Source organism: Nocardia shimofusensis NBRC 100134 (assembly GCF_001613125.1).
Taxonomy (GTDB): Bacteria; Actinomycetota; Actinomycetes; order Mycobacteriales; family Mycobacteriaceae; genus Nocardia; species Nocardia shimofusensis.
Genome location: NZ_BDBT01000011.1, coordinates 13,146 through 34,707 on the forward strand (window position 1 = coordinate 13,146; position 21,562 = coordinate 34,707).

A 21,562-nucleotide genomic window follows, 5' to 3' on the forward strand; every position below is an offset into this window, starting at 1 on the left:
CGGTCGGCTCGGCACCGGCTCCGGTCGGCTCAGCGCCGAGGAGCGGGATTCACTCGGCCCAGCGCTCCTCGAGCATCGCGGACACCTCGTCGGCGAAGTCACCGACGAGATCGTCGCCGCTGCACCGGGCATCCTCGGCCAGCGCCGCCCAGCGGTTGATCAGCGCCGCCGAACGCGGGGTCGACAGCCCGTGCTCGCGCGCGGCCGCGATGCGCGCGTGGTCGGCGGGCAGGAACCAATAGGTGGTCAGCCACACCCAGATCAGGCGCGCTTCCAGAATGCGTTCGGCCAGCGCATCGTCGTCGGCCAGCGTCGGGAACACCCCGACCACCTCGGCGCGCCACGCGTCCACCATCTGCCTGGCCCGGTCGCGGGAGAGTTCGATATCGCACAGGCACCCGGGAAAGGACACCAGCGCGTAGGCGATGTCGAGCGTCGCGTCGCGGAACCCGCCCCACTCGTAGTCGAGGAAGCGCGCGCCGTCGTTGTTGATCATGACGTTGTCCGGGCACAGGTCCGACGGACTGAACGCCCGGTACCGGCCGGCGGAGAACAGCCGGTTGCCGCGCACGATGCGCTCGGCGAACTCGCCGGGCACCTCCAGACCGAGCTCGCGCTGCAGCAGTCGCGGCACTTCCACGACCGACGACTCGGCCTGCTGCGCGATGCCGTCGCCCCGGTGCACCCCGTTGACCCGGCGCAGCAATGCGACGAAGTCGGCTTCCCGGCCGACGGTCGCGGCGTGCATACGGCCGAGCGCCTGCGCGAAGGCCATCAGCGCATTGCGGGTGGTCGTCTTGTTGCCCGAGCGCAGCGCCGCGGTCATCCCGGCGTTCTCGCCGAGGTCGGAGAGGATCAGCAGGCGGTCGGGCAGGCTGTAGGCGATCAGGTAGGCGCCGGGCCGGTGGTCCCGACCGAGCGAGGTCGTGAACTGGTAGGAGACCGCCTCCCGGAGGAAGGCCGAGTCGACGCCGGCCACGCCCGGCGCGAGACCGCCGGTCGTGCGTTCCTGCGCCGCGCCCCGGACCTGCTTGACGATCAGCGTTCGCGGTAGGGAGTAGGAGTTCTCCGCGACACGCACTCGCAGGACGGTGGTCCTGCCACTCCCACTGAGTTCGATCGGATCACTCAGCTTCACCGGAGCACCCATGCGCTTGGTGAGCAACTGTTGTGCTGCGGATACGACGTCGGCGGCGCGTTCGGCCAATAGTGCGGTCATCGCCTCTCAAGCTACTCGCTCGGGGTCACTTCTAGCGAGCGGTTACACAACCTTTCCGCGTCGCTCGGCGTGTCCACCTGTTGTCGCCCACCGGAGGCCGTCGACCGGGGTCGACAACACACGACTCCGCCACGGCAGGCCGCCTTGACACTATTGCGTGTGTCCGGTTTTCTCATCGTGAACTGCTCTGCGCCACTTCGCAAACCGGTTGTCGCCGAAAGGTCTTCCAACGTGACCGAAACACCACCACCCGCACCGCGCGACCCCGCTGTCGGCGATGCCTCGGCGCCGGGAGGTGATCCGCACCGGACCGATGGCGGACAGTACTCCGCCGCACCGGGTATGGGCCCGCAGGACACGCCGCCGGTTCCCGGGCAACCCCGCTACGGCCCGCCCGGCACCGGTCCCGCCGTCGCGGGGCAACCGGTCTACGGCTACCAGACGGCGACCTTCGGGCTGGACGTCGGCCACGCGATCAGCTACGGACTGGATAAATTCCGGTCGAATCTCATGTCATGGCTGGCAATTACGGCTGTCGGCATCATCATCTACCTGACTTTCGTGTTGGTGGTGCAGACCTTCGATCCCACCTCGCTGACCACGCTGGTGCTGTTGTTCCTCGTGGTGATGGTCGCGCTCTGGCTGCTGCAGGCGATGATGGTGCGCGGCGCGCTGCTCGAAACCGACGGACCGAGGCCGGATTTCGGCGACTTCATGCGGAATCTGAACGCGGGCAATGTGCTACTCACAGCGCTGCTCGCGTTCCTCGGCACCTGGCTCGGGGCGGCGTTGTGCGTGCTGCCCGGACTGGTGGTCGGCGTGCTGTGCATGTTCGCGCTGCACTTCGTGATCGATCAGGACATGGGTCCGATCGATGCGATCCGGTCCAGCGCGATGCTGGTGGCGGCCAACCCGTGGAAGGTCTTCCTGCTCGCCCTCTCGGTCCTGGTGATCACCATCGTCGGCGCGCTGGCCTGCGGAATCGGTTTGCTGCTCGCCGGTCCCGTGTGCACCATCGCGGTCACCTACAGCTACCGCGTCCTGGTCCACGGCGTGGTCTCACCCGCCTGATCCGTCCGAGACGCCGATCCACCGAAACGCCCGCGGCGCCCGCGATCTTCACAGACAGCGGGCGCCGCGAGTCGGTACGAATCGCCTACTCGGACTTCGCCCCGACCTTGGCCGCCCCGATCTCGGCCGCCCCGGCCTTGATGTTCTTGGCGTCACTGTTCTTGGCGTCCTGTCCGGGCTTGACGTCCAGCCCGGCCTCCTTGCGCTGCTGCGCGGTGATCGGCGCGGGCGCGTCGGTCAGCGGGTCGACGCCGTTGCCGGTCTTCGGGAAGGCGATCACCTCGCGGATCGAGTCCAGCCCGGCCAGCAACGCGGTGACCCGGTCCCAGCCGAAGGCGATGCCGCCGTGCGGGGGTGCGCCGTAGGCGAAGGCGTCGAGCAGGAAGCCGAACTGTTCCTGGGCTTCCTCGGCGCTGATGCCCATCACGTCGAAGACCCGTTCCTGCACGTCACGGCGATGGATACGGATGGAACCGCCACCGATCTCGTTGCCGTTGCAGACGATGTCGTAGGCGTAGGCCAGCGCCGACCCCGGGTCGGTGTCGAAGGTGTCCAGCGATTCGGGCTTGGGCGAGGTGAACGCGTGGTGCACCGCGGTCCAGGCCGAGTAACCGAGCGCCACGTCCCCGCTGGCGGTGGCCTCTTCGGCGGGCTCGAACAGCGGGGCGTCCACGATCCAGACGAACGCCCACGCCTTCTCGTCGATCAGGCCGACCTTGCGCGCGATCTCCCCGCGCGCCGCGCCGAGCAGCGCACGCTGCGCCTTGGCCGGACCGGCGGCGAAGAAGACGCAGTCGCCGGGCTGCGCACCGACATGCTCGGCCAAGCCCGCGCGCTCGGCGTCGCTGAGGTTCTTGGCGACCGGCCCCCCGAGCGTGCCGTCCTCGTTGACCAGCACATACGCCAGGCCCTTGGCCCCGCGCTGCTTGGCCCAGTCCTGCCAGGCGTCGAGCTGACGCCGCGGCTGGCTCGCGCCGCCGGGCATGACGACCGCGCCGACGTAGGGGGCCTGGAACACCCGGAACGGAGTGTTCGCGAAGTACTCGGCGCACTCGGTGATCTCCACACCGAACCGCAAGTCGGGCTTGTCGGAGCCGAACCGGCGCATCGCCTCGGCGTAAGTCATGTGCGGGATCGGCGTCGGGATGTCGTAGCCGATGAGCTTCCACAGTGCCGAGAGGATCTCCTCGGCCAGCAGGATCACGTCCTCCTGGCGCACGAAGCTCATCTCGATGTCGAGCTGGGTGAATTCCGGCTGACGGTCGGCACGGAAGTCCTCGTCGCGGTAGCACCGCGCTATCTGGTAATAGCGCTCGATACCGCCGACCATCAGCAGCTGCTTGAACAGCTGTGGGCTCTGCGGCAGAGCGTAGAAGCTGCCCGGCTGCAGGCGCGAGGGCACCAGGAAGTCACGCGCGCCCTCGGGGGTGGACCTGGTCAGCGTCGGTGTCTCCACCTCGACGAACTCGTGCCGGGCCAGCACCTCGCGCGCGGCGGCGTTCACCTTCGAGCGCAGCCGGACGGCATGCGCGGGGCCCTCGCGACGCAAATCCAGGTAGCGATGCTTGAGACGGGCTTCCTCGCCGGGCTGCTCGTCGAGCTGGAAGGGCAGCGGCGCGCTCTCGTTGAGCACCTCGAGCTCGGTGACGTTGACCTCGATCTGCCCGGTCGGCAGTTCGGGGTTCTCGTTGCCGTCCGGTCGTTGCTCGACCACGCCGGTCACCCGCACGCAGTACTCCGCGCGCAGACGATGCGCCTGTTCAGCGGGTTCGCCCTCGCGGAACACCGCCTGCGAGACCCCCGAGGCGTCGCGCAGATCGATGAAGATCACGCCACCGTGGTCGCGCCGGCGGGCCACCCATCCGGAGAGGGTGACGGTCTGACCGGCATGCTCGCTTCGCAGCGAACCAGCCAAGTGGGTGCGCAGCACGGGATTCCTTTCGACGAGGTTTTCGCACCGGCGAGACGAAAGACCAGGTGCGGTTGCCATCGTAGTGAGACACATTCGCCGAGTGGAAACCGATATCGGCTCGCAGCGTGGAAAGCTGGGTTGCGAACCGGTCGCGACCGGCTTCGCAGCATTCCGCCCGCCGCCCGCGGCGTGCGGGCCGAACCACAGAAAGCGATGACGATGACCTTCAACGAGGGGTTGCAGATCGACCCGAACCGGGCGTCCTCCGGCGGTGGTCCAGGTCGAGGCGGCAAGATCGCGCTCGGCGGCGGCGCCGGTGGCCTCATCCTCATCGTCATCGCCATGCTGTTCGGCCTCGACCCGACCACGCTGGTCGAACAAGGCACCCAGGACAACGGTCAGTCCCAGCCCGGCCTCGAAGGCACCCCGGATCACTGCAAGACCGGCGCCGACGCCAACCAGTACGCCGACTGCCGCGTCGTGCTCACCGCGCAGAGCCTCGATGCCGTCTGGTCTGTCGAACTGCCGAAGCAGACCGGCGTGCGATACGAAGAGCCCGGCCTGCGACTGTTCACCAACGCCGTCTCGACCGGCTGCGGCAACGCCACCAGCGCGGTCGGCCCGTTCTACTGCCCTGCCGACCAGACCGCCTACTTCGACGTGGCCTTCTTCCAGGACCTGGTCACCCGGTTCGGCTCCAGCGGCGGACCGCTGGCCCAGGAATACGTCGTCGCCCACGAGGTCGGCCATCACATCCAGAACCAGCTCGGCGATCTCGGTCGCTCCCAGCGGGACCCGCGCGGCCCCGAGTCCGGCGCGGTGCGCACCGAACTGCAGGCCGACTGCTACGCGGGCATCTGGGCCTACTACGCCGACAAGTCGCCCGCGCCCGGCGGCAGCGAGCCGTTCCTGAAGCCGTTGTCCGATACCGACATCCGGGACGCTCTCTCAGCCGCTTCCGCCGTCGGCGACGACCGCATCCAGCAGTCCACCCAGGGCCAGGTGAACCCGGAGGCCTGGACCCACGGTTCCTCCGAGCAGCGCCAGAAGTGGTTCCTCGCCGGTTACCGCACCGGCAGGGTCGACGCCTGTGACACCTACTCCGCGAACGATCTGAACAATCCGCCCGCCCTGCGCTGACCGGGCGAGCGGACACGCGCTGTCACGGTGCCTACCTGTGCTCCGTCACACTGTCATGATCAATGCCGCCGCACCGCGGCCCCCGCAGCGTCGCGGGATCCCTGTTTCCACCGAGTAGGACGTGACATGCGAACGATCGCGTCGGCGCTGCTGGCCGCAGCACTGACCCTGGGCAGTCTCTGCGGTGTCGCCACCGCCGAACCGGACCAGGAGCCCCCCGACTTCGCCTTGGTCTCCCTGACCACCATCCCCAGCGGCTGGACCGCCCGCACCGACCTGCGCCCGCTGCTGGAGGTCGATGCCGACGGCACCGCCTTGCACCGCCCCGACATCCTCTCCCCCGACCGGGCGGCCGACACCGCACCACGCGAGGTCGAGGGCAAGGTGTCCACCGACGACCTCGAGAAGGCCCTCGAAAGAATCCGCGAACTCCGCGAGACCGACTTCGGCGTCCCCGCCGTCACCGGCCAGGGCATCCAGATCATCGACCTCATGCCCGAAAACCCCTCCGATGACGTGCATCTCGTTCTCTACGCTCCGGACGCCACCGACGGGCTCAGCGACGAGCAGCGCGATGCCCGCGAGAAGTTCGCCGAGGTCTTCGACGACCTCATCGACGCCTTCGAAGAGAACGAATAACCGCTCGTGCAGCGTTCGGGCAACGCGCCGACGGCGGCAGGTTGCCGCGCAAGAGATCGTGGCTGCGGGTGGTACGAGGCTTATGTGCCCGGCCCACCCGTCGGCCACGATCGGGCTGAACAGCGACCCCGCCGCCCGATGTCGTGGAGTCCGAGGTCGCCCTTCCCCCGCGTCGATACCGCCGAGTACGGCGTTACGACCTGACTCGAACTACTCACCCGTGTGGTCAGTAGTCGTCGTCCGCACGGAGTCGGTCCAGCGTTTCGCCGATCCAGGTGGTGAAATGCCGGGTGAGGTCGGCGGGGGCGGCAGGGCGGACGGTGATGTTGGTAGCGCGCTCCTCGGTGTAGCGGCCGTCACCGGAGATGTCGTACCACTGGAGCAGGCGGGCCGGGGCCGAGCGCTTGTAGAGGGGGCCGGTGAGCAGTGCGGCGGTGCCGCCGCCGTCGGCGGGACGGCCGAGCAGGCGTTGATAGCGCTCACGCGGGGTATTGCGGGCGTTGTCCTGCGCATACCCGTCGCGGCGCGGGGCCAGGTCGCCGGGATGAAAGACTTCCGGCCGCTGCGCACCCGGGTGGCAGGCGGGAATCGCCTGGGTGAGACGCGCCGGGAGCTGGGCGGAATCGAAGGCGCGCAGGCGGATCGGGCCGTGTTCGCGATCGGTGCCGTGCTGGGTGAGCACGACCGCACGCTGACCGGCGCGCGCGCCGAGGACGCGGTACTCGCGCAGGTCGTTGCGGCCGGTGCTGTTGCGGTGCCGGCAACTGCCGCCGAGGATTTCCACGCGGATGTCGGAGACGCTCAGTATGTACAGAGCCGCGTTGATGTCGTCGAGTTCGTCCGCCGAGTACCGCTCACGCACCGCGACCCGATGTGCGTCGGCCTCGTCGTTGAACGCGAAGCGGCTGATGTGCCGCAGCGGACCGGGAATCCGGTCATGGGCGTCACCCAACCACAACGCCGCGAAATCGTCGGTGTCCCAACTCCACTCAGCCATTCACAATCTCTCTCCCGGCGTGCCTGCTCCAGGCCGCCGTCCCGCCACACGATGAGGCGGCGGCGAACCGTTCTCCGCCGCCGCACCGACCACACCTAACCCGGCTCGCCGCCGATGACACCACCCGGCACGGCCGGCGGCGTCTCACCGAGCAACTCCTCGGTGTTCTGCTGCGTGATCAGATAATCCGGAATCTTGTGGGCCTCGTCGTCCTGACCGCCACCACGCGAACCCGGCGCACCCGCCATACCGCCCATGCCACTGCGGCCGGCCGCACCTGTCGACGCCGCGGCCGCCGACGTTCCCGGCGTCGTCGGCGTGGCCTGTCCGCCGCCGGGGATACTGCGACCTGGCTGCGGCGTAGTCGATCCCGGACTGCCCGGCGAACCGGAACCGGGGCTGCCCGGCGATCCCGATCCCGGGCTCGACGGATTGGAACCGCTCGGCACCGTCCGGTTCGGGTCCGACGGGTTCGAGCCCGCCGGGTTGGTTCCGGCTGGATTCGTGCCCGCCGGATCCTGGCTCGACGGGGTGGTCGACGAATCGTCCTCGTCCGAAGCCGAGTTGTCCTCACCCTCGGGCTGCTGCTCTCCAGGCTGCTCTTGGTCGCCGGGCTCGTCGCCTTCCGGCGTAGTTCCGCTCGGATCTCCCGAGGACGGATCGCCCGACCCGCCACCGGAACCGGAGCCGTCACCGGAATCAACGACGAAACCGCCCGGCGGGACCGTGATGTCCGGCGAGGACGTCGGGCTCACCGGAGTCGGCAGCACCGGAATACTGCTGTCGATCGCCTTGAACGGCTGCACGTAGTAGTTGTTCATGGCATCACGCGCAGCCTGCTCCTCCTCGGTCTGCTCGCGCTGCAGATCCCAGCGGTTGGGGGGCCAGAGCCATGAGGTCCAGGTGATCACCACCGGATCAGGCAGCGCGCTTTTCGTCTGAGTGATCGCCGATGCGGCCTCGGTGACTCTCGTCGACAGTTCGTTCAGCGCGGGCGTCAGCTCCTCCGCCTTCTTGACGTAGTTCTGAATACTCTCCTTGGACTTGCGAGCCGCTTCTCCACCTGACCAAGCCTGTTCCAACGAGGTCTGGATACCGCGGGCAAAAGTCCGCAAGCCTTCGTCCCAGAGCTCGCTGATCTGGTAATACTGCTGGGCTTGGTTGTTGGCGTCGGTCGGATCGAGGGGTTGGAACGCGCCGACGATCTCCGGATGCTCCCAACTGGACGGATTCTCGCCACCACCCGGGATCGCAGGGCTCTCGTGCCCGCTCACTGCCCCACCCCTGGTAGAGGCACACCCGGCCACAGCGACGGAGTCGTTGCCGACGGCGCGGATCCGTACAAGTCACCCAGCACGCCGGGCATGCGCCCTAAAGCTTCCAACGCCTGCTCAGGAGTCCGCTCGGCCGGCCCCCGATCGGGCAGAGTCTCGTTCAGACGGTTGAATTCTGCCGCGAAATCGCTGTCGGCCTGCATCATTCGCTCGCGAGCTATTCGATGAAACTCTTGGATGTCCTCCACGATCCGCAAGTGGTCCTGCATGATCTGCCACACAGAATTTCCATCGGCCGAGCCGTTGGCTTTCCCCTTGAATCGATCGACCAGTGTCCGACCGGAGACCATTTTAGTATTCCCCTCACCCAAACCCCAGTGGGACTGAAGTGACACAGCGTCCGCAATCATAGTTATTCGATTTATTACCCCCTTGAAATACTCACAGTCCCGGTCGATGTAGATGAAATTTTCGGGATTCATCGCGACCGTCGCACCACCCTCACGCACGGCAGCAAGGAGGTTGGCCATCGGACGCGGCGCTTCGCTATCAGTCATTCATGTCTCCCCCAACTCGCACCCTACGCTATCATTATCAGTTGCTCGCCGGGAGCGAAGGCGCAATGCGCTCGGCCAACCGGCGAGCGATCTCGCAGGTGTCCTGGTCTACCATATTGGAGGTAGGCGGATTCGTGATACTGATCTGCAAACTTCCCTCACGCATCTCTACATTCACCGTGCACGAATACTCCAGCCGCTCAGGTATCTGACGACCAGAGATAGCAGCCCTGCCGCCGATCGAAAATTCTCGCGAATCGGCAAAATTCTTTGCGCTGACCATCGCCACTGTAATATTCGTAGTCTGAATATTTGCCCCATACCCGCCATTGGATGGGATCCAAGTACAGCCGCGCCATTTGATACCGCCCGAGGCATCCGAATTTTGCGGTCGCGGCGACTTCAAATTTTCGGACGCGAACACGCTCTGAGGAATGTCCGTACATGGATCGAAGCCAGCAGGAACATCTGGCTGCACACCGTGACCGGAGGTCATTGAGGCATCCGTTTCCACGTCACCACTGGCGTCGCACCCTCCGAGCAGGACAACCACACCGACTGCGGAACACGCTATCCAGGACAGGGCAGATCTGCTCGACATTAGCAACCCTTATCTGCCGGGGATCATCCACGACAAGGGAGCGGACCGGCATCTCCTCCCCCTGCCACCTGCCGGTGATACTACCGATGCATCGAGATCGGCAAGCCTCACAGCCTCGCGAACTCGCTTTGCCCTGCGGTGATTCCGAGACGGCTCACCGCAGAGCCCAGGCAACGCCTCAGAACTGATCCTGCTCGTAGTCCGAGCTGAGCAGTTCATCGGTATGGGTCGCACCGATGACCTCCGGGGTCGACTCACCGAGCGGTCCGGTGAGATCGTCGTTGCCGGTAAGACTTTGGTACGGGTCGACACTGCGCGAGTGCTGGTCGTCGTCGCTCTGGCGCTGGCCTGCGGCGCCACCTCCGCCACCCATGTACGAGCCGCTCGTGCCTGCGGGGGTGGTCGAGGTACCCGCGCCCGCCGGCATGCCGGTGAGCGGAACACCGGTGACGGGACGGGCTCCGGGGAGGCTGGAGCCGGGTGAGCCCGAGCCGGGGGTGCCGGTGGTGGGGATGCCGGTGATGCCGGGTGATCCTGAACCGCCGCCGGAACCGCCGGAACCCCCTGGGCGGCCGAGGGAGCCGAGCAGGCCGCTGCTGGGGGTGCTCGCGTTGGAGGTGTTCAGCGAGGACGGGTTCGTCGAGTTCAGCTGGTTCGGGGTGCCGGTAGCGGGGTTGGCGCTCGCGGCTTGGGTGGTGAGGCTCTCGGCCTGGGTCAGCAGCGGTTCTCCGATGTTCTCGGCGGCTGCTTGGGCGACGTCTTGGGCTGCGGGCAAGCCGCTGTCGCCGAGGAGTTGGCCGACGAGGCCGTTGAGTTCGGCGGTCTTGCCTGCGAGGTCGCCGCGGGTGGCGTTGACGACGGTGACCGCCTGGCCGAGATGCTCTGTGGCGCTGGCGATCAGGGTGGCCTGGCCGGGTGGGGTGAGGATGACCGGGGCCAGGGCGGTGGCCTGTGCGGCGAAGGTGCTCGCGATGCCGACGAGCTGGGCATTGCCCTGCTGGACGACGGCGGCGGCGGCCTGGGTCAGCGCGGAGATGTCGAAGCCGCGCTGGCTGGTGTCCTGGCCTTGCGCGTTCGCCTCCTGACTGGCGACCTGAGCCTGGCGCGAAGCCTCACCCTCCCACACCTGTTCGACGGTGGCCATGCTGCCCTTGGCGAGTTGCATGGCGGTTTCGACCATTTGGGAGGACTGACTCAGGATCGCGGTCGGGTCGAGTGCGCCGAGGATGCCGGTGCCGAAGCTCTGGAGCAGCTCGAGGATCGGCTGGAACAACACGTCCACGCCGGGCAGCGCGGGAATCTGCAGCCCCTGCATGAGCGAGCCGACCGGGTCCGCGGGCAGGCCGGGCAGCTGCGGCAACTGGTCGGCGGCAGCCGCGGCGACCTGGGTGGCATGGGCAGCGGCGCTCTGGGCGGCTGCTCCGGCCTGACCGAGCGCCTGCTGCACCGAGCTCTGGGCCTGTTGCACGGCATAACTGATGCCGCTGCTCTCCAGCAGGGTGTTCGCCTCGGTCTGGAAGCCGCCGAGGATGTCCTGCGGATCGGTGGCCTGACCGCCGCCGAGACCGGGCATCCCCGCGGGGACGGTGCCGGTGGCACCGTTGTCGTCGGATTCCCTGCGCGACAGGATGAATTCGGGAGCTTCGATCGGCGGCAGATCGACGGGCAGCTGCGGGAGGGGCAGGTCGATCAGTGCCTGATCGGCCGGGATGCTCGCCTGCTCGGTGGGCAGCTCGGGTTCGGTGGCGGGCGCGGAAGGCGACACGGCCGGACTCGAACCCATGAGGGGGTTGCCGGTGTCGATCGCGGGGTGCGCGGCGACGGGCTGGGCAGCGCCGATGATGCCGGTGTCGGTGACGTCGAGGGGCTTCATCCCGGCCTCAGATCCCGCTCGCCTGCGTGTTCATCCGGGCGGCGCTCTCGTCGTCGGTCTCCTCGAACAGCGAGGCGGCCGAGAACGCCTTCCACGACAGGTCGTTGTATTTGCCCGCGAGATCGTGGATGTCCCTGGCCTGCAATACCTGCGCGGCCGCGAAGCTGGCCAGGTAGTCGGCGCCGATCAGGCCGAACACCGGCGTGAGCGCCGAAACCTGGCCGACCAGATCCATATCCGCCGCGGCCGTGACCTGACCCGCGATAGTGGCGTGCTCCGTGGCGAACTGCCGGACCGCCGTGGGATCGACCGAGACTTCACTCATCGAGTGGCCCCCCATTCGTCGTAATGTGTTGTGTCGCCGCATCGGACGGCTCGTGACGTCCGGTGCGACCCGACCGCTCCGAACGTCCCTGCACGTCCCTGCTTGTCCCACCCCGAAGCGGTCGCGCCGTCGCCGGCCGAGGCCGCTACGGTTCGGCTCAATATAGCCGATGGGTACGATGCGTTTCGAGTTCGTCACGCCTCCTGGTCCGCCACTGCCGGGATTCGAGGCAGGAAACTAGAACGTGTTGCAAATTAGAACAAGTTCTATATTCTCGGTCTCATGAAGGTCGCAGTGACCGGCGCAGCCGGCTACCTTGGCACGAATCTGCTTCGACTGCTCACCGCCCGCGGGCACGAGGTGATCGCCGTCGACCGCGCGGTCCCCGACCGCGCTCGACCGGGCGTGACCTGGGTCGAAGGCGATGTGCTCGATCCCGCTTCGATGCGCGCGGCGCTCGACGGCGCCGAGATCGTCTATCACCTCGTCGCGGTCATCACCCTGGCAGATCGCAACGATCTGGCCTGGCGGGTCAACACCGAGGGCGTGCGGGTGGTCGCCGAGGCGGCGCTGGCGGTGGGCGCGCGGCGCATGGTGCATGCCAGCTCCATCCACGCCTTCGACCAGTACAGCTGCGGCGGGCACATCGACGAGACCTCGGCGCGATCGACCGATCCCGGCCTTCCGGTCTACGACCGATCGAAGTGGGCGGGCGAGGTCGCCCTGCGCGAGGTGATCAACAAGGGCCTGGACGCGGTGCTGTGCAACCCCACCGGGGTGTTCGGCCCCGTCGATCACAGCGTGCCACTCTCGCGCATCAACCGCTCGCTGCGCGACGCCGCGAAGGGCAGGCTGCCGGCGATGGTCGACGGCGGCTTCGATCTGGTCGATGTGCGCGATGTGGCCGAGGGCCTGATCCTGGCGGGCGAGAAGGGCCGCACCGGGGAGAACTACCTGCTCGGCGGCGCGATGATTTCGATGACCGAGGTGTGCGCGATGGCCGCCCGGCAGCACGGGAAGCGCGGACCCCGCTTCACCATTTCCCCGAAGCTGGTCGGCAGGCTGATCCCGGTGCTGGAACCGATCGGCAAGATGCTCGGCACCGACATCCTGTCCAAGGCCGCGCTCGGCGCGCTGATCTCCGCACCGACGGTCGACCACAGCAAGGCCGCCACCGAACTCGGCTACCAGCCGCGCCCGACCGAGGAAACGGTGCGCGACCTGGTCGCCTTCTTCGACGATCCGGCGAGCGTGGAGGCGTCCGACGCGCGGGCACCGCTTGACACTCCCTAGAACGCGTGTTCGACTGTCCTGGTGCGGTGGCAGAACCAGATACTGGACGCCGACGACGGCGCTCTGCCCGGCCTGAGCCGAGCAGAGTTCGTCCGCACCGTGACCACCCCGGAGTTCGAGGGCATCACCTTCCACGAAGTGCTCTGCAAGAGCGCGCTGAATCGAGTGCCCGAGGAGAGCGGCCTGCCGTTCCGCTGGACGGTCAACCCGATGCGCGGATGCTCGCACGCCTGCCGCTACTGCTTCGCCCGCCCCACCCACGAGTACCTGGATCTGGACGCGGGCCGCGATTTCGACGCCGAGATCGTGGTGAAGACGAACGTGGCGGCAGTCCTGCGCCGGGAGCTCGGCAAACGTTCCTGGCATCGCGAGCCCGTCGCGCTGGGCACCAACACCGATCCGTATCAGCGCGCCGAGGGGCGATACCGATTGATGCCCGGCATCATTCGCGCGCTGACCGATTCGGGGACGCCGTTCTCCATTCTCACCAAGGGCACGCTGCTGCGGAGAGATCTGCCGCTGCTCACTCTCGCCGCTCGTGAGGTGGACGTGCGACTCGCGGTGTCGATCGCCATCCTCGATTCCGAACTGCACCAGCAGATCGAGCCGGGCACGCCGTCGCCGAGAGCGCGCCTGGACTTGGTGAGCGCGTTGACCGAGGCCGGTTTCGCGGTGAACGTCATGGTCGCGCCGATCATTCCGTATCTCACCGACAGCAAGACCCACCTCGACGAATTGTTCCGCGCGATCGCGGCGGCGGGCGCGGCCTCGGCGATCACCATCCCGATGCATCTGCGCGGCAGCACGCGCGGCTGGTTCCTGGGCTGGCTGGCCGAAGCTCATCCGGCGTTGCTGCGCCGTTACCGGCAGCTGTACGGGCGGGGCGCGTACGTCAGCCCGGAGTACGCGGGCTGGCTGCGCGAGCGCACCACTCCCCTGCTCGAGCACCACGGCCTGATCAGGCCGCCCGCCGAACCCACGGCACCCGCGGCCGCTTCGCCGCACGTCACGGACCCGCAACTGGCGCTGTTCGCCTGACCCCCGCCGCCGCGCCGCTCGATGGCCGCGTAAGGGCCGTATTCAGGACGCAGAATTCACTTTGCCGCCTCGGACAGCCTCCTCGGAGTAGGTTGGCGAGAGGCACCTTCTCACGCGACTTCTCCTGTGACGAGGAAGTGAAGCAGGCATATGGATCCGCACGATATCGATCGCCGCCAGGATTCCGGATCCCGCACGGCGACCGCGAAATTGGAGCAGGTCGTGATCCGCTTCGCCGGTGACTCCGGCGACGGCATGCAGCTGACCGGCGACCGTTTCACCCATGAGGCCGCCGCTTTCGGCAACGATCTGGCCACCCAGCCCAACTTCCCCGCGGAAATCCGCGCGCCACAGGGCACGCTACCCGGCGTCTCCTCTTTCCAGATCCAGATCGCCGACTACGACGTGCTCACCGCGGGCGATCAGCCCGACGTCCTGGTCGCGATGAATCCGGCGGCGTTGAAGGCCAACCTGGAGGATCTGCCCCGGGGCGGCACGGTCATCGTCAACACCGACGAGTTCACCAAGCGCACGCTGACGAAGGTCGGGTACTCCACCGATCCGCTGACCGACGACACGCTGGCCGATTTCGTGGTCCACCAGGTGCCGATGACCTCGCTGACCTTGGCCGCCGCCGAGCCGGCGGGCGTCGGTAAGAAGGACGGCCAACGCGCGAAGAACATGTTCGCGCTCGGCCTGCTGTCGTGGATGTACGGCCGTCCGCTCGGCGGCACCGAACGCTTTCTGCGCGAGAAGTTCGCCGGCGCGCCCACCATCGCCGAGGCGAATCTGCTGGCCTTCCGAGCAGGCTGGAACTACGGCGAGACGACCGAGACGTTCGCGACCACCTACGAGATCGCGCCGGCCACCCTGCCGCCGGGTACCTACCGCCAGATCACCGGCAATACCGCCCTGGCCTACGGGCTGATCACCGCAGGCCGGCTGTCCGGGCTGCCGGTGTTCCTCGGCACGTATCCGATCACCCCGGCCTCGGACATCTTGCACGAACTGAGCAAGCACAAGCATTTCGGCGTGACCACCTTCCAGGCCGAGGACGAGATCGCCGCAGTAGGCGCGGCGCTCGGTGCGGCGCTCGGCGGCTCGCTCGGGGTGACCAGCACCTCCGGTCCCGGGCTGGCATTGAAGAGCGAGACCATCGGCCTGGCGGTCATGACCGAACTGCCGCTGGTGATCATCGACGTCCAGCGCGGCGGACCCTCGACCGGTCTGCCGACCAAGACCGAGCAGGCCGATCTGTTACAGGCGTTGCACGGGCGCAACGGCGAGTCCCCGATAGCGGTGCTCGCCCCCCGCTCACCCGCCGACTGTTTCGCCACGGCGGTGGAGGCGGCCAGGATCGCGCTGACCTACCGCACCCCGGTGCTCCTGCTCTCCGACGGCTCGATCGCCAACGGCTCGGAACCGTGGTCCATCCCCGACGTGGCCGCGCTCGAACCCATAGATCCGGCCTTCGAGCCACCCGCCGACGACGACTCCGCCTTCCAGCCCTACGCGCGTGATCCGGAGACACTGGCCAGGCCGCTGGCCGTGCCCGGCACCAAGGGGCGGGCGCATCGGATCGGCGGACTGGAGAAGGCCGACGGCAGCGGGGACATCTCCTACGACCCGGCCAACCACGAACTGATGGTGCGCCTGCGTCAGGCGAAGATCGACGGCATCGCGGTCCCGGAGGTGACCGTCGACGATCCGGACGGGCGTGCGGAACTGCTGCTCATCGGCTGGGGCAGCTCCTACGGCCCGATCGGCGAGGCGTGCAGGCGAGCGCGGCGACGGGGCGTGCCGGTCGCCCAGGCGCATCTGCGCCACCTCCACCCGCTGCCCGCGAACCTGGGCGAGGTGCTGCGGCGCTATCGCACGGTGGTGGCGCCGGAGATGAACGGCGGCCAGCTGGCCATGCTGCTGCGCGCTAAGTATCTGGTGGACGTGCGGCCGTGGACGAAGATCGCAGGCACCGCGTTCTCGGCGAGCGAGTTGGTCGGCGTCATCGACGCCGCGCTCGACGGGTCGCTCGAGGAGATGGAACAGAACAAGGCCTTCACCGCCCGTGCGCGGGCGAGCTACCGCAGGAGTGACCGGTGACCATCATGGAACCCTCGCCATCGCCGCGCACCGACCTGGGACTGACCGGCGTCTCGGGGGTGCCCGCCGCCGACGCGCCGCAGAAGGTCAAGGACTTCACCTCCGACCAGGAGGTGCGCTGGTGCCCGGGCTGCGGCGACTACGTCATCCTCGCCACCGTGCGCGGATTCCTCGCCGAACTCGGGTTGCGCAGGGAGAACCTGATGTTCGTCTCCGGAATCGGTTGCTCGAGCCGCTTCCCCTATTACCTGGACGCCTATGGCATCCACTCGATCCACGGTCGCGCGCCCGCCATCGCGACCGGGCTCGCGGTGACCAGGCCGGATCTGTCGGTGTGGGTGGTGACCGGCGACGGCGACGCGCTCTCCATCGGCGGCAATCATCTGATCCACGCGCTGCGCCGCAACGTCAACATGACGATCCTGCTGTTCAACAATCGCATCTACGGGCTCACCAAGGGCCAGTACTCGCCGACGTCCGAACAGGGGAAGATCACCAAGTCGACGCCGCTGGGGTCGGTGGATCACCCGTTCAACACCCTGTCGGTCGCGCTGGGCGCGGAGGCCACCTTCGCCGCACGGGCCCTCGACTCCGACCGACAGGGCCTGACGGAGGTGTTGCGCGCCGCGGCCACCCATCGCGGCACCTCGTTCGTGGAGATCCTGCAGGACTGCCCGATCTTCAACGACGGCTCCTTCGACGCGCTGCGCCGCGACAATGCCGCCGACCATCTCGTCCCGCTGCGCCACGGGCAACCGATCGTCTTCGGCACGGACGGTGAATTCGCGGTCGTGCGAAGCGGTTTCGGGCTGGCGGTGGCGCGGACAGCCGAGGTCGAGGCCACCGACATCGTGGTGCACGACGCCGAGACCGACGACCCCGAGTACGCCTACGCGCTGTCGCGGCTCGGCGATCAGGAACTCACGCACGTGGTCACCGGAGTCTTCCGCAGCGTCGCACGCCCGACCTACGACGACGGGGTGCGCGCACAGAACGCCGAGGCGGCCGAACGCGCACCACTGCAACCGGATTCGCTGCAACGACTGCTGAACGGACCGGAGACCTGGACGGTGGGCTGAAGGCCCGGGCAGCACCCCCGAACCCCTGGGGTCAGTCCTTCTTGGCGAAGCCGAGACCGATGACGGCGTCGCGTTCGGCCGTCAGCTCGGCGACCGAGGCGTCGATCCGCTCGCGGGAGAATTCGTCGATCCGCAGGCCGTCGACGATGGTGTAGCGGCCGTCGGCGCAGGTCACCGGGAACGAGCTGATCAAGCCCTCCGGCACGCCGTAGGAGCCGTCCGAGGGCACCGCCATCGAGGTCCACTCGCCTTCCGGGGTGCCGAGCACCCAGTCGTGGATGTGGTCGATGGCCGCACTCGCCGCGCTCGCCGCCGAGGACGCGCCCCTGGCCTGGATGATGGCGGTCCCACGCTGCTGCACGGTGGGGATGAACTCCTCACCGAGCCATTGCCGGTCGACCAGTTCCAGGGCTGGCCTGCCCGCGACGGTGGCGTGCGTGATGTCGGGATATTGGGTGGCGGAATGGTTGCCCCACACCGCGACTCGGTGGATGTCGGCGCCGGGCACGCCGGTCTTCTTCGCCAGCTGGGCGATGGCCCGATTGTGGTCCAGGCGGGTCATGGCGGTGAACCGGTCGGCGGGCACGTCCGGGGCGTTGCTCGCGGCGATGAAAGCATTGGTGTTGGCGGGATTGCCGACGACGAGAACCTTCACATCGTCGGCGGCGCTGGCATTGACGGCCTGGCCCTGATCGGTGAAGATCGGCCCGTTGGCGGCCAGGAGATCCGAACGCTCCATCCCCGCCGTGCGCGGACGCGCCCCGACCAGCAGGGCGATGTTTGCGCCCGAGAACCCGATCCACGGATCGTCGCTGATGTCGATCGAGTCCAGCAACGGGAACGCGCCGTCCTCGAGTTCCATCGCCACGCCCTCCAGCGAGCCGACGGCCGCCGGGATCTCGAGCAGCCGCAGGCGAACCGGGGTGTCCGGGCCGAGCATCGCCCCGGACGCGATACGGAACAACAGGCCGTAGGCGATCTGCCCGGCCGCACCGGTCACGGTGACGGTCACGGGGGTGTTCCGGTCGGCGGCACTCACCACAACTCCTCGGGGGTCGACTGTTTCTCGCTGCCTACCCTAGCGATTCTCACCACCGCCGAGTCCGGGTGGTGAGCTACGGAACAGCCCGCGGGTTCAGAGGAGTCCGGCGACCTCGCGATCGGTGAGCACGATCGGTGAGACGTAGTCCTTCGCCCGGACGGTCCGCGCCGCGCGATACAGCGGACGCTCCTCGAGGCCGGCGTCCCTGGCCTCGGCGCGCAACTGCTGCACGAGCAGGTCCGACACCGCGACGGCGGTCACGGAACTACCGGCGGCCAGTGCGTCGGCGAGCTTGCGCAGACCGAGCAGGTGCAGTTCCCGTCCGCTGCCGGAATCGGTGTACATGGCCAGCGGGACGATCTGGATGCGACCGCCTCCGGTCAGGCGCAACGCGACACGGCTCAACCGGCCCGGATATACGATCAGTTCCACCCTGTCCGCCGAGGCCACCTCGATCCGCTGCGTACCGAGGAACCGGCGCGCGTGCACGGTGGTGCCGGTCAACCAGATCCGGCGGCGGCCCAGTGCCAGCGCGGAACAGACGGTGGGCACGCCGACGACGAGGCCGACGCCCAGCGCGACCGGCCAGGAGACGAAGATCGCGGCGATGAACCCCGCGCCGACGCCGACGCCCACCGCCGCCAGCGCGAGCTTGCGCAGCATGGGCGTGTAGGTCTCCGGGGCCACCAGATCGAGCCCCACCGGCTGTTCCGTCACGGGCCGATCGGCGTTCGGGTCCACTGGTCACCTCTTCGAGCACATACCGCGACGCCGGGGTTCACGACGTCCACACACCCGGCGCACGGCGTCACCACTCGACCGGGACGGACGGTCGCCGCGCCGGGACGCGAGCGACTGCGTCCGGGCGGGCGCAGCCGCCGCACCGGTCGCGGGGCGTACCGGCGTACCCGAAGTGCGAAACAACGGTACCTCTGTTGTCCGGGCGCCGACCGACGGTCACCGGATCGAGATCCGGCGGGCCCTCACGATCCGGACAACTCGGTGCGCAGCACCTCGACGAGGTCGGGCAGCGCCACCTGCCGCTGATCGCCGGTGCCCATGTCCTTGACGACGATGGAATCCTCGGCCAGCTCGCGCTCGCCCAGCACCAGGGTGAACCGGGCGCCCGAGCGATCGGCGGCCTTCATGGCCCCCTTCACCCCACGCCCGCCGTAGGCCAGGTCGACCCGGATACCGCCCGCCCGAAGCTGCGCGGCCAGCACCACCAGACGCTGTTTGGCGGCCTCTCCCATCGGCACACCGAAGACCTCGCAACGCGCGGGACTGCCCGCCGACTTGCCCTCGGCCTGCAACGCCAGCATGGTGCGGTCCACGCCGAGGCCGAAACCGATGCCCGACAGCGGCTGCCCGCCGAGCTCGGCCATCAGCCCGTCGTAGCGCCCGCCACCACCGATGCCCGACTGCGCGCCGAGACCGTCGTGCACGAACTCGAAGGTGGTCTTGGTGTAGTAGTCCAGGCCGCGGACCATGCGCGGGTTCACCACGTAGGGCACGCCGAGCGCGTCGAGGTGGCCGAGCACCTGCTCGAAGTGGGCCTTGGCCGATTCGGAGAGGTGGTCGATCATCAGCGGCGCGGCGGCGGTCATGTCGCGCACCTGCGGGCGCTTGTCGTCGAGCACGCGCAGCGGGTTGAGCTGGGCGCGGCGGCGGGTCTCCTCGTCGAGCGGGAGCTCGAGGAGGAACTCCTGCAGCAGTTCCCGGTACTGCGGACGGCAGGTGTCGTCGCCCAGCGAGGTGAGTTCCAGCCGGAAACCCTCCAGGCCGAGCGAGCGGAAGCCCGCGTCGGCCACAGCGATCACTTCGGCGTCCAGCGCCGGGTCGTCGATGCCGATGGCCTCCACGCCGACCTGCTGCAACTGCCGGTAACGACCGGCCTGCGGGCGCTCGTAGCGGAAGAACGGGCCGGAGTAGGCCAGCTTCACCGGCAGCTGGCCGCGGTCGAGACCGTGCTCGATGACCGCGCGCATGACACCGGCGGTGCCCTCGGGGCGCAGCGTCACGCTACGATCGCCGCGGTCGGCGAAGGTGTACATCTCCTTGGTGACGACGTCGGTGGACTCGCCGACGCCGCGGGCGAACAGTCCGGTGTCCTCGAAGATCGGCAGCTCGATATGCCCGTACCCGGCCAGTCGCGCGGCCCGCAGAAGGCCGTCGCGCACGGCGACGAACTCGGCCGAGCCGGGGGGCACGTAGTCCGGTACCCCCTTCGGGGCGGAGAAGCTGCTGGTCTTGGTCACGATGTTCCAGTTTTCCCCACCGCGCCCCGACAAGTCCAACCGGTTACCCCCTTTCCCCGGGTACGCGGTGGCAGAACGGGCGACATGATCTCTCTCTCAGCAAGAGATGGCACACTCTTACCTCGACGTACGCCGACACGGGAGGATTGTGGTAGTGCCGAGCAACGAACAGCGACGAGCGGCGGCCAAGCGCAAGCTGGAGCGTCAGCTGGCCAATCGGGCCGAGCGGGCGCGTAAGCGGAAGCAACTGACGATCGCGGGATCGGTGCTCGGTGTCGTGGTGCTGGTCGGCGCCGTCGCGGGGGTGTATTTCCTCACCAAGGGCGACGGCGGCGACAGCAGCGACAGCACCGGCGACGCCGCCGAGTCGTCGTTCTCGGCGGCGCCCGCGCCGGATCCGGCGCCGAAGCCGGAAACGGTGAACTGCCTCTACACCGACGGCGCCCCCAGCGCGAAGCCGGTGCAGAAGCCGAGCCGTACCGAGGGCATCCCGACCACCGGGGCAGACGCCAGGGTCAGTGTGAGCATGGATACCAACCTGGGACCGCTGGGGCTGACCCTGAACAACGCCGAGTCCCCCTGCACGGTGAACAGTTTCGTGAGCCTGGCAACCCAGGGCTTCTTCGACGAGACCGAGTGCCACCGGATGACCACCGGTGACACGCTGAAGGTGCTGCAGTGCGGTGACCCGACCGCCACCGGTCAGGGCGGACCCGGCTACATGTACGCCAACGAGTACCCCACCGATCAGTACGCCGAGGGCGATCCGGCCTCGATGGAACCGATCCGCTACGAGCGCGGCGTACTGGCGATGGCCAACGCGGGCGCGGGCACCAACGGCAGCCAGTTCTTCCTCGTCTACGGTGATTCCCAGCTGCCGCCGCAGTACACCATCTTCGGCACGGTGGACGAATCCAGCCTGGCCACCCTGGACAAGATCGCCGAGGTCGGGCAGGACGACTCCAACGGCCTCGGCGACGGCAAGCCCAACACTCCGGTAACGATCCAGGCGGTAAGCCTGGACTGATCAGGTTCACCGGGCTGTAGTGGGTAGTTCTCGGGTAACCTCGAAAAATACACAGGTTCTTCTCAGTACCACTGTTCGAAGTACCTCTGTTCGTCCACAGCGACCACTTTCAGCATC

General features: G+C 68.1%; 19 protein-coding genes. 8 read left to right on the forward strand and 11 right to left on the reverse strand.

Annotation, left to right across the window (positions count from 1 at the left end; translation table 11 throughout):
- Window positions 1-49: 49 nt before the first annotated feature.
- Window positions 50-1,219, reverse strand: a complete 1,170-nt coding sequence (locus NS3_RS14200; RefSeq protein ID WP_067859576.1) for a phosphotransferase family protein — start codon at window positions 1,217-1,219, stop codon at window positions 50-52.
- A gap of 231 nt (window positions 1,220-1,450) precedes the next feature.
- Between NS3_RS14200 and NS3_RS14205 the strand changes: the two genes are divergently transcribed.
- Window positions 1,451-2,290, forward strand: a complete 840-nt coding sequence (locus tag NS3_RS14205; protein ID WP_067859578.1) for a DUF2189 domain-containing protein — start codon at window positions 1,451-1,453, stop codon at window positions 2,288-2,290.
- 85 nt (window positions 2,291-2,375) lie between these two features.
- Here NS3_RS14205 and aspS read toward each other — a convergent pair whose 3' ends face one another.
- Window positions 2,376-4,220, reverse strand: coding sequence for an aspartate--tRNA ligase (gene aspS, locus NS3_RS14210; protein ID WP_067859581.1), 1,845 nt, complete (start codon window positions 4,218-4,220; stop codon window positions 2,376-2,378).
- A 201-nt stretch (window positions 4,221-4,421) separates the two neighbouring features.
- Here aspS and ypfJ point away from each other — a divergent pair, with 201 nt between their 5' ends.
- Both ypfJ and NS3_RS14220 read left to right on the forward strand, forming a co-directional pair.
- Window positions 4,422-5,342 (forward strand): KPN_02809 family neutral zinc metallopeptidase, encoded by a 921-nt coding sequence (gene ypfJ / locus NS3_RS14215; protein WP_067859971.1) that lies wholly within the window; start codon window positions 4,422-4,424, stop codon window positions 5,340-5,342.
- Between the two features lie 126 nt (window positions 5,343-5,468).
- Window positions 5,469-5,981 (forward strand): hypothetical protein, encoded by a 513-nt coding sequence (locus NS3_RS14220; protein WP_067859582.1) that lies wholly within the window; start codon window positions 5,469-5,471, stop codon window positions 5,979-5,981.
- Window positions 5,982-6,207: 226 nt separating this feature from the next.
- On the opposite strand, the gene NS3_RS14225 is transcribed toward NS3_RS14220, so the two are convergent.
- The 6 genes from NS3_RS14225 to NS3_RS14245 form a co-directional block, all read right to left on the reverse strand.
- The gene (locus NS3_RS14225) at window positions 6,208-6,978 is read right to left on the reverse strand and encodes an ESX secretion-associated protein EspG (protein ID WP_067859585.1); all 771 of its coding nucleotides are present in this window, start codon (window positions 6,976-6,978) and stop codon (window positions 6,208-6,210) included.
- A gap of 95 nt (window positions 6,979-7,073) precedes the next feature.
- A complete protein-coding gene (locus NS3_RS14230; RefSeq protein WP_067859588.1) occupies window positions 7,074-8,252 on the reverse strand; it encodes a hypothetical protein in 1,179 nt (392 codons plus the stop codon).
- Complete coding sequence (locus NS3_RS14235) at window positions 8,249-8,809, reverse strand: hypothetical protein (RefSeq protein WP_067859589.1); 561 nt, start codon at window positions 8,807-8,809, stop codon at window positions 8,249-8,251. Before NS3_RS14235 ends, NS3_RS14230 begins: the two co-directional genes overlap by 4 nt.
- 37 nt (window positions 8,810-8,846) lie before the next feature.
- Window positions 8,847-9,410, reverse strand: coding sequence for a DUF3558 domain-containing protein (locus NS3_RS28465; protein ID WP_084495523.1), 564 nt, complete (start codon window positions 9,408-9,410; stop codon window positions 8,847-8,849).
- A 178-nt stretch (window positions 9,411-9,588) separates the two neighbouring features.
- Window positions 9,589-11,283 carry a hypothetical protein gene (locus NS3_RS14240; protein ID WP_067859591.1) on the reverse strand — a complete coding sequence of 565 codons (1,695 nt, stop codon included), beginning with the start codon at window positions 11,281-11,283 and terminating at the stop codon, window positions 9,589-9,591.
- A 7-nt stretch (window positions 11,284-11,290) separates the two neighbouring features.
- Window positions 11,291-11,608, reverse strand: a complete 318-nt coding sequence (locus NS3_RS14245; protein WP_067859593.1) for a type VII secretion target — start codon at window positions 11,606-11,608, stop codon at window positions 11,291-11,293.
- Between the two features lie 282 nt (window positions 11,609-11,890).
- Between NS3_RS14245 and NS3_RS14250 the strand changes: the two genes are divergently transcribed.
- The 4 genes from NS3_RS14250 (at window position 11,891) to NS3_RS14265 (ending at window position 17,118) form a co-directional block, all read left to right on the forward strand.
- Window positions 11,891-12,901 carry an NAD-dependent epimerase/dehydratase family protein gene (locus NS3_RS14250; protein ID WP_067859594.1) on the forward strand — a complete coding sequence of 337 codons (1,011 nt, stop codon included), beginning with the start codon at window positions 11,891-11,893 and terminating at the stop codon, window positions 12,899-12,901.
- Between the two features lie 21 nt (window positions 12,902-12,922).
- On the forward strand, window positions 12,923-13,939 hold the full coding sequence (locus NS3_RS14255; protein ID WP_067859600.1) for an Rv2578c family radical SAM protein: 1,017 nt from the start codon (window positions 12,923-12,925) through the stop codon (window positions 13,937-13,939).
- Between the two features lie 150 nt (window positions 13,940-14,089).
- A complete protein-coding gene (locus tag NS3_RS14260) occupies window positions 14,090-16,039 on the forward strand; it encodes a 2-oxoacid:acceptor oxidoreductase subunit alpha (RefSeq protein ID WP_067859603.1) in 1,950 nt (649 codons plus the stop codon).
- Window positions 16,040-16,044: 5 nt separating this feature from the next.
- Window positions 16,045-17,118, forward strand: a complete 1,074-nt coding sequence (locus NS3_RS14265) for a 2-oxoacid:ferredoxin oxidoreductase subunit beta (protein WP_067859974.1) — start codon at window positions 16,045-16,047, stop codon at window positions 17,116-17,118.
- Window positions 17,119-17,149: 31 nt separating this feature from the next.
- Here NS3_RS14265 and NS3_RS14270 read toward each other — a convergent pair whose 3' ends face one another.
- From NS3_RS14270 to hisS, 3 genes are all read right to left on the reverse strand, one after another.
- Window positions 17,150-18,157, reverse strand: coding sequence for a malate dehydrogenase (locus NS3_RS14270; RefSeq protein ID WP_067859977.1), 1,008 nt, complete (start codon window positions 18,155-18,157; stop codon window positions 17,150-17,152).
- A gap of 96 nt (window positions 18,158-18,253) precedes the next feature.
- A complete protein-coding gene (locus NS3_RS14275) occupies window positions 18,254-18,877 on the reverse strand; it encodes a hypothetical protein (protein WP_245649615.1) in 624 nt (207 codons plus the stop codon).
- A 266-nt stretch (window positions 18,878-19,143) separates the two neighbouring features.
- Window positions 19,144-20,418, reverse strand: a complete 1,275-nt coding sequence (hisS, locus tag NS3_RS14280; RefSeq protein ID WP_067859609.1) for a histidine--tRNA ligase — start codon at window positions 20,416-20,418, stop codon at window positions 19,144-19,146.
- A gap of 154 nt (window positions 20,419-20,572) precedes the next feature.
- On the opposite strand from hisS, the gene NS3_RS14285 reads away from it, so the two are divergent.
- Window positions 20,573-21,445, forward strand: a complete 873-nt coding sequence (locus tag NS3_RS14285) for a peptidylprolyl isomerase (protein ID WP_067859614.1) — start codon at window positions 20,573-20,575, stop codon at window positions 21,443-21,445.
- Window positions 21,446-21,562: the final 117 nt, after the last annotated feature.